Genomic DNA, 15,066 nt, shown 5'->3' with positions numbered 1-15,066 from the left:
ACCTCTTGTACATTCGACCTTGCCGAATGGCACTTATTTCGCCACGGCATCGTTCGCCGCCGCTGCGGGCATGGCGACAGGTTCCAATTTACCACCATCGAGCTTGGTCACGACGGGCGATTTCCACGGGCCGGCGATCTGCATATGGTAGGTGAGTGCCTTCATCACGGGCGCGCGCAGGAACAGTTGCGCCAGGAAACTGCCCAGGCCGATGACGGGATTGACGGCCAGCGCGTACACGAGCGGTCCCGTTCCCAGGTTAAATTCGGGGATCACCACCACGTGCAAATTCGTCGTTTCATTGGCGATATCGGCCGTGCCATCCATCAGCACGGTGGCCGCCACGCCATGCATCTTGAGATTGTCGGTGGTCACCACGCCGCGCTTGATGCTGGCGTTGGCCGTGATGCCGTCGAAGGCCAGGCCTTCGGAAAACACGTCGTGGAAATCGAGTTTCAGCAGGCGGGGCAAGGCTTGCAGGCTGAGTACGCCCAGCAGCTTGGCCGCGCCCGGGTCCTGTTTGAGGAACTGGCCCGATTCCACCTTCATCTCGATCTGTCCCGACAAGGTGGGAATGTCTAGCGAATACGGCAAGCCATTCCAGGCGATATCGCCGCTCAGACGGCCCTTGCCGCGGCGCACCGTGTCGGCAAAGCCGAAGCGGTCGAGCAGCTTGCCCGCATCGACGATATCGAGGCCGAAACGCAGGCTGGTCGTGCTTTGTCCGTCCTTGATGACCCATTTTCCACTGCCGCTCAGCGCGCCATCGGGGTTCGACAGTTGCAGCTTACCCACGCGCCACTCGCGCCCGCCCGCCGCCATCGTGTTATAGGCCTGCAACTCCAGCCGGCCGATCTTCTTGTTGAACAGTTCAAATTGCTCGGCAACGATATCGAGCGAGGGGATCGACTGGGCGCCACTCTTTCCTTCCAGCAAATTCTTGACGTCGTTGGCAGCCGACTCCGGAATGATCAGCGACGACAGGCGCGCCGTCATCTTGCCCAGACCGGACGGCGTTTCCAGCCACGTCACATAGCCCGACACTTGTTTTGCGTCGATATTGGCTTGCCACACATCCTTTTGATGCGTGGCGCCGACCACGACGTTTTCCAGCTTGCGCTCGCCCAGCATCAGTTCGCTGGCACGGGCCGCCATCATGTCCGGCACCACATATTGCGCGATATCGGGCGCATCGTCGGCGGCGCCGCTGTCGCCGGACGCCGGGGCGCTGCCGGCGATCTCGCTGCCGACGGCGATCCAGCTGTCCACGTCCAGGGTTTTCATGTTGACGTTAAGCATCATGCCGCTATCGGGCTCGGGCGCCGGCACGTTCACGCCGATGCCGCCGCGCACCAGGCGCCAGGCGTCCTTGCCCTGCTTCTGGCGCTGGTAGCGGGCAGCGATGCCGGAGCCGAGCGCGATACGGATATCATCCGTGCGCAGGCCCGCGCCATTGGCCGCATTGCCCGTCAGGGTGAATTTCACGGGCAGGCTGTCGCCGGCCGGCTTTTTCAGGGGAGCGGGGAAATCCAGGCCCAGGCCCGTCAGCGGCGACTCGACATTGACCACCACCTGGTGGTCGCGCGCCGTAATCAAGCCGTTGTAGCGCGCGCTGCCATTCAAATGTTTCGCCAGGCGCTGCAGCACGGGCGCCGGATAGGTCTTGCGCAAGCCGTCGATGGTCATGTTGCCGGCGATTTTCACTTGAATCGAACTGTCCGCCTGCGTGCCGCCCGAGATGGCCAGCGGCCCGCCCAGCAGGCTGCCATTCAAGCCATTGAGGTTGACGCCCTTTTCGTTGAACTCGATCTTGCCCTGCGTGCCCAGCACGGGCGGCATGTCGTGGAACAGCACCACGTCGTTGCCCGCCAGCTGCAAGCTGCCCTGCACGGTCGACTCGAGCATGCGCTCGATCGGCAAGTGCAGTTTGAGGGCCAGCCTGGCGTTGCCCGTCGCCGTCGTTTCGTCCGTGAAATGCTCGATCCAGCCCAGCACGGGGCTGGCCGTCACGTACTTGAGGAATTCCTGCATCGGTCCGGCCGCATTGCCTTCAATGTCAAGCAAGGTGTCGAAGACGGTCAGGTCGGGGATCACGGCTTTGACATTCGTCAAGGCCACGCCGCCCGTGGTGGCCGTGTCGCCGCGAATTTCCATGCGCGCCCGCTCGAACACAAAACTGCCCTTGATCTTTTCCGCCTGCGGCCACAGGGGCGCCTTGCCCGCCAGCGGGCCGCTTTCGGCAAATTCGCCGGGCGCATAGTTCAGCTTGCCATTCTCGATCTTGCCGGCAATACGGAAGTCGCCGCGATTGCGCTGGGCGGCATTCCGCTGGGCGGGTGTATCGGCCTTGAACGGAAAATGCTCGAGTTCGCCGCGCAGGCGCAGACTGACATCGTGCGCCATGCCGCCTTCCAGCGCCCCCGTCAGCCAGTGGCGCAGATGCTCGGGCGTTTGCAGCGGCAGGTAGCGGCCGATGGTGTTGATCTCGAAATTATCGATGGTGCCCGCCAAGTCGACCTGGCCCAGGTTCTTGCCGTCGAGCGGCATCCGATGCGAACCATGCAGGGCGACTAGCATGCCTTGTTGATTAAGATCAAGCCTGTCCAGGTCGACTTGTAGCATATTGTCTGCTTGGAAAGCCCAGCGCGCCTCCATTTCGAACTGTTCGAACGGCAAGGCCGGCTCACTCAAATAGGAGGCCAGTTGCAATACCAATCCCCGTGCATCGATATCGACCTTGCCGCCCTTGTCACTGGCGTCGATACTGCCAGTCAAATGTTCGAAACCGGGAATAGCCGGTGCGGCGGCCTGCGCGGGGCTGGTCGCCGTCTTCGCCACGGCCAGGCGCGCCGGCTGCGCATTCAGGCCCAGATCGATGAGCTTGCCGCGCAGACGGTAGCTGGCGGGGGTGGCCATCTCGCCTTCCCATTGCGCTGAAAAATCCTGCAAACGCCCGCGCGGTGCCAGGGCGTCGAGGCGCTGGCGCTGCTGCTCGCCCAGCGGCAGCTTGTCGGCCAGTGCGGCCAGGGTTTGCAAATCGAGCGACTTGGCCGTGATTTCCGTGCGCGCCGGCTTGCGCTTCGTGGCAGCGATGAAACGCTCGGACAAGGTCGTGGGCGGCAGGCTGAGGCCATCGCGGGTTTCCACCGCGAAATTCGTCAATTCCACCTGATGGCCATTCGCGCCAAAGGTGGGCTTGCCGTCGGGCACCTGCGCCGACAGCTCTTCTTTGGCCGAAATGCGACCGCTGACCGACAGCAGGTCGAGCGGCGCGATATGCTCACCCAGCTGCGCCTGTACATCGGTCAAGCCCACATCGGCCGTGAAGCCGGCCAGGCGCGCGTGATCCAGGCTCAGCCAGGCGCGCAGCGCGCCCTTGCCCTGGCTCAGTTCAAATGGATAGTCGAGGTAGCGGCGCCAGGTGGCCAGGTCGGCGTTTTTCAGGTCCGCGTACAGCTCGCCCTTCCACATCGACACATCGGAGATGCGCGTGCTGAAAGGCGGATGCGTGAAGTGAGCGCGCACATCGATGGGCGCGGCCAAGCTGGCGGGCGGCGTGGCCTGCAAGCCCAGCCTGTGGCTGCGCCAGCGGTTGCGCAGCAGCAGATTGACCTGGGATAAAGCCAGCTCCGGCGTGCCGCGCGCTTCGTCCGTCCAGCGCACCTTGCCGTCGCGAATGATGATGTCATGCTGCGACAGCAGCCAGTCGGCGCCCTTGCCATCGCTGCCTTGCGTGCTGTCGATCAACACCCCGGCCACATACAGCTTGCCATCCTTGCTGCGCCGTACGTCCAGGTCGGGCCGCGTGATTTCCAGGGTAGTGAAGCGCACGGAACCGAGCACGCTCCACCACGACACGGTGGCCGATATGCTCGGCAGGCTGAGCGCCTGGCGGCCCGCCTGGTCGCGCAGGGTCACGTCGCCGAAGAAGAGATTGGGCCGCACGCCATGCCAGGAGGCATAAATACGCGCAATACTGACAGGGTTGCCCAGCGCGCGGCTGGCCGCCCGCTCGATATCGCCTTTGTAATAATCGATATTCGGCAGGATCGCGTAGCGCAGGAATAAAAACAGCACGGCGAAGGCGAAATACGCGAGCAGCACCAGTTTGATGGTAAAACCCAGCACATGGTGGGTGGCCAGGTTGGCCAGGCGATAGGCGGCACGCAGCCGCTGCCAGCGCAGGGCCAAGGGCACATGCTCTGTCACGCTTGCTTCTGGCGGTTTTTGCATCAATAAGCTAATAAACTGGCCCGGCGTCAAATAATGGCAAAAATCGTCTGCATTCGTGGTGCGCGCCTGCATCCTTGCGCTTGCGTCTGAGCAAAGCCTCCCTTACCATCGTTCGGAAGAGCACGCACTACCGGCGGTATTGGCCCGGCGGCACAATTTTACCGCATCCCCCGCCGTTCGCAGCCAAGTTAAACAAGAACATGCACGCAGCATCCACGAGACCCTTACCGATACCATGAGCACACAGCCTTTGATCTCCGCCTCCCGTTTCTACCAGCGCTGGCTGGACGCCGCCCCCGAGCGCGCCGCGCAGGTAGCGCAACTGGTGCGCGCACCATTGGACGGGCTCGACTTTGCCGCCGCGCTGGCCGAGCAATCGAACGCCGCCACGCCGCCGCTGCCGCCCGAGCGGGCCATGCGCCGCCTGCGCAATCTGCTCGTCTGCGGCCTGATCGCGCGCGATCTTGGCGGTCAGGCCGACTTGCATGAAGTCGTCACGGCCATGACGGGCTTTGCCGATTTCGCCATCCGCACGCATGTGGACGCCATCATGGACGAAATGGTGGCCCTGCACGGCATGCCTGTCGGCGAGGAGTCGGGCGAGGAACAGGCCTTGATGGTGCTGGCGATGGGCAAGCAGGGCGGCGGCGAGCTCAACGTCTCGTCGGATATCGACCTGATCTTTGTGTATCCGGAAGATGGCGACACGCAAGTCACCGTAGCGGGCCAGCGCAGCCTGTCCAACCACGAGTTTTTCATTCGCATGGGCAAGAAACTGATCGCCGCCCTGGCCGAAATCACACAGGACGGATTTACTTTCCGCGTGGACATGGCCTTGCGTCCGAACGGCAACTCGGGTCCGCTGGCCGCCAGCCTGGGCATGGTGGAGCAATACCTGATCGTGCAGGGCCGCGAATGGGAGCGCTACGCCTGGGTCAAGGCGCGCGCCGTGACGGGCAAGCCGGAGGATATCGCCGCGCTCGACGCCATCGTGCGGCCCTTCGTCTTCCGCCGCTACCTCGATTTCGGCGTCATCGACGCCATCCGCACCATGCACGGCCAGATCCGCGCCGAGGTCAACCGCCAGGAACGGCTGCATCCAGACCGCAGCAACAACGTCAAGCTGGGCCGTGGCGGTATCCGCGAAATCGAATTCCTCGCGCAAGTATTCCAATTGATACGCGGTGGGCGCGACGCCGAGCTGCGCGAGCGCTCCACGCGCGCCACCCTGCGTACGGTGGCGGACAAGGGCTTGCTGGAACCGGCCATCGTGGAACAGTTGCTTGGTTCCTACACTTTCCTGCGCAACCTCGAACACCGGCTGCAGTATCTTGACGATGCACAGACACACACCCTGCCCGCGAATGACGCCGACCGCCTGGTGGTGGCGCAGATGATGGGCCTGCCCGACGTCGCTACCCTACTGGCCCAGCTGGAAGCGCACCGCGTGTTTGTCGCCGGTCAATTCGACGAAATGTTCAGCGACAAGAGCAGCGGCACGCCGCCGGCCGACACGGGCATCGACCCGCAAACCTCGAACGACTGCGCCGCGTCCGACCAGCAGGAAGCCATCGAGGCGCGCTTTGCCGCCATGGGTTTCCATGAACCGGCAGCTTGCGCGCGCCGTTTGCTGGCCACGTGGCAAGCACCGCGCCTGCAATCCTTGCCCGAAGCGAGCCGCACGCGTCTGGTGGCCCTCGTCAATTCCGCCCTGCCCCTGATCACCGATTGCTCCGTGTCCAACGGCAATGCCAGCCAGCTGGCCACCCTGGGCCGGCTGCTCGATTTCCTGGAAGCGATCGCGCGGCGATCGGCCTATCTGTCATTGCTGACAGAGTACCCGCACACGCTCGAGCGCGTGGTGCGCATGGTGTGCGCCAGCGGCTGGGCCGCCACCTTCCTCACGCAGCACCCGATCCTGCTCGACGAGCTGCTCGATGAACGCATCCGCAACACGGTGCCCGATCCAAACGCGCTGGCGCTCGACCTGCAGCGCCAGCTCGACGACGCCCCCGGCGACACGGAGCGGCAGATGGATATCCTGCGCGAAATGCACCACGCGCAGCTGTTCCAGTGCCTGGCGCAAGACCTGGCGGGCGACCTGAGCGTGGAAAAGCTGGCCGATTACCTGTCGCAGCTGGCCGACATCATCGTCGCCGCCACCGTGCAAGCCGTCTGGCAAACGTTACCTGCGCGCCACCGCGAGGTGCCGAAATTCGCCGTCATCGCGTATGGCAAGCTGGGCGGCAAGGAACTGGGCTATGTCTCCGACCTTGACGTCATCTTCCTGTTCGACGACGACGACCAGGAAGCACCCGGCCTGTACGCCAAGCTGGCGCAGCGTTTCATCACCTGGATGACCTCGCACACTTCGGCCGGCATCCTGTTCGACATCGACATCGCCCTGCGCCCCGATGGCGCCTCGGGCATGCTGGTGTCCAGCGTGCAGGCGTTCGAGCGCTACCAGGGCAGCGCGGCCTGGGTGTGGGAACACCAGGCGCTCACGCGCGCGCGCTTTTGCGCGGGCGACGTCAGCATCGGCAAGCATTTCGAGCGCATCCGCGACACGATCCTGCGCAAGGAACGCCCGGAAAACGGTCCGCTCAAGGGCGAAGTGGTGGCCATGCGCAAGAAGATGCTCGATGCGCATCCGCCCCGTCCCGGCAGCTTTGATCTGAAACAGGATCCGGGCGGCATGATCGACATCGAGTTCATGGTGCAATACCTGGTGCTGCAGCATGCGGCGCAGTATCCGCAGCTGACGGCCAACTCGGGCAATATCGCCCTGCTGCACCTGTGCGGCGAGCTGGGCCTGATCGACGCCAGCCTGGCCGCTTCGGTCGCCGACGCCTACCGCGCGCTGCGCAAGCTGCAGCACCAGCTGCGCCTGCAAGGGCAGGATCTGGCCCGGGTGGAACCGGAGCGGGTGCGCGTGCATGCGGACAACGTGATGCGCCTGTGGCACACGATCTTTCCCGCGACGATTGCATAAGCCCGGCGCCGGCGTATGATACGTACAGGCAACTCCACTTCCCAGTGGTGCCGTACAACAGGCCGCGCCGGGGTTGCCCATACCAGGAGACAGCGTATGAAGACAAGTGTAAAAACGGCAAGTGTAAAAACGGGCATCCACGCCCTCGTTGCCAGTTTCATCCTCTGCGCCATGCCGGCAACGGCATGGGCCGCCCCCAGAGGCAGCGCGGATGAAGCCATCGCCATGACCAAGCGCGCCGTGGCCATGATCAAGGCCGACGGCAAGGAAAAGGCCTTTGCCGCCATTGCCGATCCCGCCAACACCAGCTTCCATGACCGCGACCTGTACATTTATGTGTACGACATGAATGGCGTCACCCTGGCGCACGGCAACAATCCCAAGATGGTCGGCAAGAACCTGATCGACCTGAAGGACAATGAAGGCAAGGCCGTCATCAAGTCGCTGATCGCCACGGCCAGCACGCCGGCCGGACGCGGCTGGGTAGACTTCAAGTGGCCCAATCCCCTGACCAAGGTGGTCGAACAAAAATCCGGCTACATCGAACGGGTCGACAATATGATCGTCGGTTCCGGCATCTATAAATAAGCCACGGCAAGAGGAAAACGCGCCCGCATGCCGCTCCATTACCTGTCCCGTCTGAGCGGATCGGCGCGCGATACGCAAGCCAACCTGCAGCTGGGCTGCGTGCTGGCGCTGGTGGCGGGCGCCGTCAACGCGGGCGGCTTTCTTGCCATCGGCGGTTATACCTCGCACATGACGGGCATCGTCTCGGGCATGGCGGACGACCTGGCGCTGGGCAACGTAACAGTGGCGCTGGCCGCGCTGGGCGCCTGGCTGGCCTTCGTCAGCGGCGCGGCCGTCACGGCCATCATGGTGAACTGGGGCAAGCGGCGCCGCCTGCACAGCCAGTTTGCCGCCAGCCTGCTGCTGGAAGCGGCGCTGTTGCTGCTGTTCGGCCTGACGGGCAATTACCTGGCCGCCATGCCCGACGTGCTGGGCCCCGTCACCATCTTGCTGCTGTGCTTTGTCATGGGCTTGCAGAACGCCATCATCACCAAGATTTCGGGCGCCGTCATCCGCACCACGCATGTGACGGGGCTGTCGACCGATATCGGTATCGAACTGGGCAAGATGGCGTATTACAACCGGCGCCACCTGCCGGACCGCATGGTCAAGGTCAACCGCGGCAAGCTCAGGACGCACAGCCTGCTGATCAGCTGCTTCTTCATCGGCGGCGTCAGCGGCGCCCTCGCCTTCAAGCACATCGGCTTTCCCGCCGCCACCATCCTGCTCGCCGGCGTGCTGACCCTGCTATCGGGCGTGCCCGTGCTGCGCGACTTGCGCGTCTTGTGGCGCTTCTACCGGCGCCGTTTTTATTCGCACAGCCATGAATAAAAAAACGCCCCGAAGGGCGTTTTTTCTTATGCGGTCAAAAAATTACTTGGCCGACATCAGTGCGACGGTGGTGTCGAGCATGCGGTTCGAGAAACCCCATTCGTTGTCGTACCACGACGATACTTTCACCAGACGGCCCGACACCTTGGTCAGGGTCGAATCGAAGTTCGACGAAGCCGGGTTGTGGTTGAAGTCGATCGAGACCAGCGGTTCGGTCTGGTACGTCAGGATGCCTTCCAGGGCGCCTTCCGACGCGGCTTTCATCAGCGCGTTGACTTCTTCCACGGTGGTGTCGCGCTTGGCGATGAAGGACAGGTCGACCAGCGACACGTTGATGGTCGGCACGCGGATGGCGAAGCCGTCCAGCTTGCCATTCAGCTCAGGCAGCACCAGGCCCACGGCGGCGGCGGCGCCCGTCTTGGTCGGGATCATGCTCATGGTGGCCGAACGGGCGCGGCGCAGATCTTCATGCATCACGTCGGACAGCACCTGGTCGTTGGTGTAGGCGTGCACGGTGGTCATCAGGCCCGTTTCGATGCCGATGGCGTCGTTCAATGGCTTGACCAGCGGTGCCAGGCAGTTGGTGGTGCACGACGCGTTCGAGATGACGGTGTCGGTCGATTTCAGCACGGAGTGGTTCACGCCGAACACGACGGTTGCATCGACGTCCTTGCCGCCGGGTGCCGAGATGATGACTTTTTTCGCGCCGCCCTTCAAGTGAGCCGAAGCCTTCTCTTTGGTGGTGAAGAAGCCCGTGCATTCCAGCACGACGTCCACGCCCAGCTCGCCCCATGGGATTTCAGCAGGATTGCGCTGTGCGAATACGCGGATCGGATCGCCATTGACGATCATGTTGTCGCCTTCGACGGTGACCGTGCCCGGGAACTTGCCGTGCGCAGTGTCGTAGCGGGTCAGGTGGGCGTTCGATTTGGCATCGCCCAGGTCGTTGATGGCAACGATCTGGATATCCTGTTTCTTGCCGCCTTCGTAGAAAGCGCGCAACACATTACGGCCGATGCGGCCGTAGCCATTGATTGCAACTTTGATCGTCATACTCTGCTCCTGATTAAAAAAGAAGGTACATGCACGCCCCCGGCGACAACATCGCCAGGACCGTTAAAAATCAATATTAGCCAGCGATAACGGCTTTCACCTTGGCGACGACGTTCTCGACCGTGAAGTCGAAGTGCTTGAACAGCACGCCAGCCGGCGCCGATTCGCCGAACGTGTCGATACCGACCACGGCGCCTTCCAGGCCCACGTATTTGTACCAGAAGCTGGTCACGCCCGCTTCGATGGCCACGCGCGGCACACCTTTCGTCAGCACGCTGGCCTTGTAGGCGGCGTCCTGGCGGTCGTAGACGTCGGTCGACGGCATCGACACGACGCGCACGTTGATGCCTTCCGAGGCCAGCGCGCTGGCGGCTGCGACGGCCAGTTCCACTTCGGAACCGGTGGCGATCAGGATCGCCTTGGCATCGGCCACGTCGTTGAGCACATAGCCGCCGCGGAAGATGTTCTCGATCTGTTCGGCGCTACGTTCCTGGTACGGCAGGTTCTGGCGCGAGAAGATCAGGGTCGACGGACCGTCCTTGCGGCGCACGGCGGCGCCCCAGGCGGCAGCCGACTCGACGGTGTCGCATGGACGCCAGTTGTCCAGGTTCGGGATCAGGCGCATCGACGAGACGTGCTCGACCGATTGGTGCGTCGGGCCGTCTTCGCCCAGGCCGATCGAATCGTGGGTAAACACGAAGATCGAACGCAGTTTCATCAGGGCGGCCATGCGCAGCGCATTGCGGCTGTAGTCGGAGAACGTCAGGAACGTGGCGCCGAACGGGATGTAGCCGCCGTGCAGGGTAATGCCGTTCATGATGGCGCTCATGCCGAATTCGCGCACGCCGTAGTTGATGTGGTTGCCAGGCTGGCCCGAACGCACGGCCACGCACTCTTTCCAGTTGGTCAGGTTCGAACCGGTCAGGTCGGCCGAGCCGCCGAGGAATTCCGGCAGCGACGAAGCCAGTGCCTGGATGGCGTTCTGGCTGGCCTTGCGGGTGGCGATGTTTTCTTTCTTTTCCACGCAGGACGCGATGGCGGCGCTCAGGGCCGCTTCGAATGCCTGTGGCAGTTCGCCCTGCATGCGGCGGGTCAGTTCAGCCGCTTGCTGCGGGAATTCGCGGCTGTAGGCGGCAAAGCGCTCGTTCCAGTCCGCTTCCAGCAGGGCGCCCTGCTTCTTGGCGTCCCACGCGGCGTACACGTCGGCCGGCATTTCGAACGGGGCAGCATCCCAGCCGATGTATTCGCGCACGGCAGCGATTTCCTTGTCGCCCAGCGCGGCGCCGTGGACCTTGTCGCCGCCTTGCAGGTTCGGCGAACCCTTGCCGATGATAGTCTTGCAGCAGATCAGGGTTGGCTTCGATGCGGTCTTGGCGGCGGCGATGGCGGCGGCGACGGCGGCCACATCGTGACCGTCGACGGCGCGGATGACGTTCCAGCCGTACGCTTCGAAGCGGGCCGGGGTGTCGTCCGTGAACCAGCCTTCGACCTTGCCGTCGATGGAAATGCCGTTGTCATCGTACAGGGCGATCAGTTTGTTCAGGCCCAGGGTGCCGGCCAGTGCGCACACTTCGTGCGAAATACCTTCCATCAGGCAACCATCGCCGACGAAGGCGTAGGTGTAGTGGTTGACGATGTCGTGGCCAGGCTTGTTGAATTCAGCGGCCAGCAATTGCTCCGACAGGGCCATGCCGACGGCGTTGGCGATGCCCTGGCCCAGCGGGCCGGTGGTCGTTTCCACGCCGGGCGTGATATCGACTTCCGGGTGGCCCGGGGTTTTCGAATGCATCTGGCGGAAGGCCTTGATGTCATCCATCGACAGGTCGTAGCCCGTCAGGTGCAGCAGCGCGTAGTGCAGCATCGAGCCGTGGCCGTTCGACAACAGGAAACGGTCGCGGTTTTGCCATTTCGGGTTCGCGGGATTGTGGCGATAGTGACCACTCCACAGGGCAACTGCGATCTCGGCCATGCCCATCGGCATGCCTGGATGGCCGGAATTGGCCTTTTGTACAGCGTCCATTGCCAGTGCGCGGATCGCATTGGCCATTTTGGTAGTCGGGAGCGTAGTTGTCATGATGGTGTGGGTCAGTCGCGGAGTTTAAATTCGTTTGCAGCGCAGCTGGGCGCAGTCAGAGCTATGTATTTTACCAGACCAACAAGGGGAAAAATCAAACCGCGCAACGCGCGCCGCCGCAGCTTGTGCCGCTTGCACCCGGCAGGGGCGAAAAAAAACCGGGCCAGGCCCGGTTTTTCGCGACGTACGCCGCTGCGGGGCGCGCCGCAAATCGGCCCGCCCCACCCGTCAGTCCACCCTCACGTTATTTGAAGGAGTACGACGCCGACATGTAGATGTAGCGGCCACGCGGATTGCCGTAGGCGGTGTCGTAGCCGATGTTCGACGATGGATCGAATGCCGGCGCACGGTCGAACACGTTATTGACGCCACCACGCAGCACCAGGTTCTTGAAGCCGCTGTAGGACAGCGAGGCGTCAACCAGGGTCGCGCTCGGGATCATCAGGCCGTTCGCGTACTCGTCGTAGTAAAGGTTGATCGTCGCCGACGGCGTCCGGTCCACGTGGTAATGCGAAGTGAAGTTGGCGCTCGTCGTCGCCGCCCAAGCACCGCGGTCCCAGTTGACACCCAGCTTGGCCAGCAGCTTAGGATAGCCGTATTCACCTGCCTCGCAAGCCGTGTTGTTGGGGCAATTGATCGCCGGATCATCAGGCAGCAGCGTGCGGTTGTAGGACAGCGTGTAGCTCGCCTCGCCGAACACCTTGAAACGCCCCATCTCGGCCGTGCGCAGCGTGTACGACGCTTCGACATCCAGACCGTCGGTGACGACCTTGCTGCGGTTGATCAGGCCAACCTGCAGCTGCTTCAGGCGACCTACCAACGGACCCAGCGTCGCGCGCTGGGCGGCGCTCAGCGCGTTATACTTCTCTTGGTCTTCCGCCGTGACGGCATAGCGCGTGACGGCGTCCTTGTACTGACCATCCTCGCCCGCCAACACGGTTTCGTTGTCAAGATTCTCGACGCGATCGTTCCACTTGATATTCCAGTAGGTTAAACCCAGCGTCAGGTTCTTGATCGGTTCGGCGACCACGCCCAGGTTGAACTGCTTCGATTTTTCGGGCTTCAAATCCTTCGTGCCGGACAGCAGAGACAGCGCAGAACCGCTGCAAGCGGTGTCAAAATACGCGTCACCCACGATGCAACGCTTCGGATCCTTGGTCGCGACGAAACCGCCGCGGCCTTCGTTAAAGCGCTGCGACAGTGTCGGCGCGCGGAAACCGGTGCTGTAGCTGGTGCGGAACATCAAGGTCGGCAAGGCGGTCCAGCGCAGGCCAAGCTTCGGGTTGGTGGTACCGCCAGCCAACTGGTAGCGATCATAGCGGACGGCCGCCTGCGCTTCCAGGTTTTTCAGCAGCGGCAGGGCCAACTCGCCGAACACGGCGCCGAGCGACTCAGAGCCGTCGATGCCGCGCAGGGTCGAATAGATGCCGATCGCGCCATCGCGCCAAGCCTGCGACGGATCGTAGCTGAGCTTCTCGCGCTTGTACTCGGCACCGACGGCCACACCGATCTTGCCGCCGGGCAGTTGGCCAAATTCGCTGGAAGCAGTCACCTTGGCAAAGTCCGTCGAGGACTTGGTCTTGGTGTACTGGTCGGCCGTCAGTTCGTTGATGATCTGCTCCGAATTATGGTTGCCGCCGAAGGGGTTGAACTTGCCCTGCGCCAGGTAACTCTGCAATTTATCGTGCATGAAGGAGCCGTACACGCGCGTTTCGCCCTTCTCCTGGCTGTGGCCCACAGACACGGTCCAATCCCAGTTGGCTACGCGGCCGGTGGCGCCGCCAACCAGCCAGGTGGTGTCAACATTGGTGCCCGTACCACCCTCGGCGGCAGGGAAGAGGCGGCGGATATTGACCGGCACGCCGTAGGTATTGAAAGGGTTGTTCGCCGCCACACGCAGCACGCCGGAGCGGTCGGCATTTTGGATCCAGGCCGGCGAACCTTGGACGCGCGTATCGAAGTGGTTGTAAAACAGATTGGCGAACAGCGACACATCCGGCGTCAAATCCCAGTTCGCCGTGACCGCCCCGCCGTAGCGTGTGGACGGGCGCACCAGGTCTATCGACTCAGCGGCGGAATACATGCAGGAGCTGCGATTCGGCGCAGCCACCCATTCCGGCGCATCCGGATAGGGCTTGCTGTGGGCCGCGTCGCACTCCGGATCGGGCATGCGCTGCGAACCGCCCAGCGATATGGTGCCGGGATCGCGGCCCTTGGCGCCGTACACGCCACCCTGATACAGGCCGCCATTGTGGCCGGTGAAATCGGTACTGTTCGCCCAATCGCGGTCGACGCCGTGGATAGCCTTGGTTTTTTCGTAAGAGGCCGAATACGTCACGTTGAATTTCTGTGCGTCACGGTCGCCGAAACCGCCGGACACGGACACCTTATGGTTTTGCCCGTCGCCATAGGTGGTCGAACCGGTGCTGGCGTCGAGGGTCAAGCCCTGGTAATCCTTGCGCAGGATGAAGTTGATGACGCCGCCGACGGCATCGGTGCCGTAGATGGCCGAGGCGCCGTCCTTGAGCACATCGATGCGCTCGATGGCCGACAGCGGAATGGCGTTCAGATCGACCGAGGTCTGGCCGCTATAATCGTCCGAACCGGACGCCGGCAGGCGATAGCCGTTCAACAGAATCAGGGTCGGCAGACCGCGCAGCGAGACGCTGGTGGCGCCGTTTCGGAAGGAACTCGATGTCGCCAGCTCACCGCCGTTACCGCCCGCAGAAGTCAGGTTGCGCATCAGATCCAGCACCGACGTCGCGCCCGAACGGGCAATCGATTCGCGCGTCATCACGGTGATCGGGGAAATACCTTCGGCTTCGATGCGTTTGATACTCGAACCGGTGATTTCGACGCGCTGCACCTTAGGCACCGGCGCATCGATCGCTTCCTGCGCATGCACGCTCATCGTTGCGACGCCGGCGAACGCGGCCAACGCCAATCTCACCACCTGCACACTCTTTTTTTCGCGAAACATCATAACTTATTCCTTTTCATGATCCCTGATATCACTTGATAAGCGATTAGTTTGTATTTTTATAATCACTTAAATCTCTCATGGTCTTGCGAAAAACTGCAAGGCCCCTCCCGCTACAGTGGCATGCTTGTCCAACCAATTTAAGCTGGCCGCAACGCGCCCGGGGTCATAGGCCCGGGCATTGAAACGTGCGGCGTCTCCCCATGCCATACCGAATCACATCACGGACGACATTGCTGGAAACAATTGATGTCGTTCAACACAACTTGTATAGTCATCAAACCACGCCAAAAGTATCACTGTCAATAATGCAATGATTTATGAAATCAAAAAACA

Annotated in this window: 7 protein-coding genes; 3 read left to right on the top strand and 4 right to left on the bottom strand. The window is 62.6% G+C overall.

The features are described from left to right. Window positions 1-33 precede the first annotated feature (33 nt). Complete coding sequence (locus tag JAB4_RS06955; RefSeq protein ID WP_343216281.1) at window positions 34-4,209, bottom strand: YhdP family protein; 4,176 nt, start codon at window positions 4,207-4,209, stop codon at window positions 34-36. Window positions 4,210-4,288: 79 nt separating this feature from the next. Between JAB4_RS06955 and glnE the strand changes: the two genes are divergently transcribed. The 3 genes from glnE (at window position 4,289) to JAB4_RS06940 (ending at window position 8,623) form a co-directional block, all read left to right on the top strand. Continuing rightward, entirely contained in the window at window positions 4,289-7,225 is a 2,937-nt protein-coding gene (gene glnE / locus JAB4_RS06950) for a bifunctional [glutamate--ammonia ligase]-adenylyl-L-tyrosine phosphorylase/[glutamate--ammonia-ligase] adenylyltransferase (RefSeq protein WP_343216280.1), read from the top strand. Window positions 7,226-7,321: 96 nt separating this feature from the next. Further along, window positions 7,322-7,813, top strand: coding sequence for a cache domain-containing protein (locus JAB4_RS06945; RefSeq protein WP_083287269.1), 492 nt, complete (start codon window positions 7,322-7,324; stop codon window positions 7,811-7,813). A gap of 27 nt (window positions 7,814-7,840) precedes the next feature. Next, window positions 7,841-8,623 carry a YoaK family protein gene (locus tag JAB4_RS06940; RefSeq protein WP_070219248.1) on the top strand — a complete coding sequence of 261 codons (783 nt, stop codon included), beginning with the start codon at window positions 7,841-7,843 and terminating at the stop codon, window positions 8,621-8,623. Between the two features lie 42 nt (window positions 8,624-8,665). On the opposite strand, the gene gap is transcribed toward JAB4_RS06940, so the two are convergent. The 3 genes from gap to JAB4_RS06925 all read right to left on the bottom strand — a co-directional run bounded on the left by gap (window position 8,666) and on the right by JAB4_RS06925 (window position 14,733). Further along, a complete protein-coding gene (gap, locus tag JAB4_RS06935; protein ID WP_010395244.1) occupies window positions 8,666-9,676 on the bottom strand; it encodes a type I glyceraldehyde-3-phosphate dehydrogenase in 1,011 nt (336 codons plus the stop codon). Window positions 9,677-9,752: 76 nt separating this feature from the next. Continuing rightward, window positions 9,753-11,750, bottom strand: a complete 1,998-nt coding sequence (tkt, locus tag JAB4_RS06930) for a transketolase (RefSeq protein ID WP_070219249.1) — start codon at window positions 11,748-11,750, stop codon at window positions 9,753-9,755. A 244-nt stretch (window positions 11,751-11,994) separates the two neighbouring features. Further along, the gene (locus JAB4_RS06925) at window positions 11,995-14,733 is read right to left on the bottom strand and encodes a TonB-dependent receptor (protein ID WP_070219250.1); all 2,739 of its coding nucleotides are present in this window, start codon (window positions 14,731-14,733) and stop codon (window positions 11,995-11,997) included. Window positions 14,734-15,066 lie beyond the last annotated feature (333 nt).

The sequence above is a fragment of the Janthinobacterium sp. HH102 genome, from assembly GCF_001758625.2.
Taxonomy (GTDB): domain Bacteria; phylum Pseudomonadota; class Gammaproteobacteria; order Burkholderiales; family Burkholderiaceae_D; genus Janthinobacterium.
This window is presented reverse-complemented; position numbering and strand designations above follow the sequence as displayed.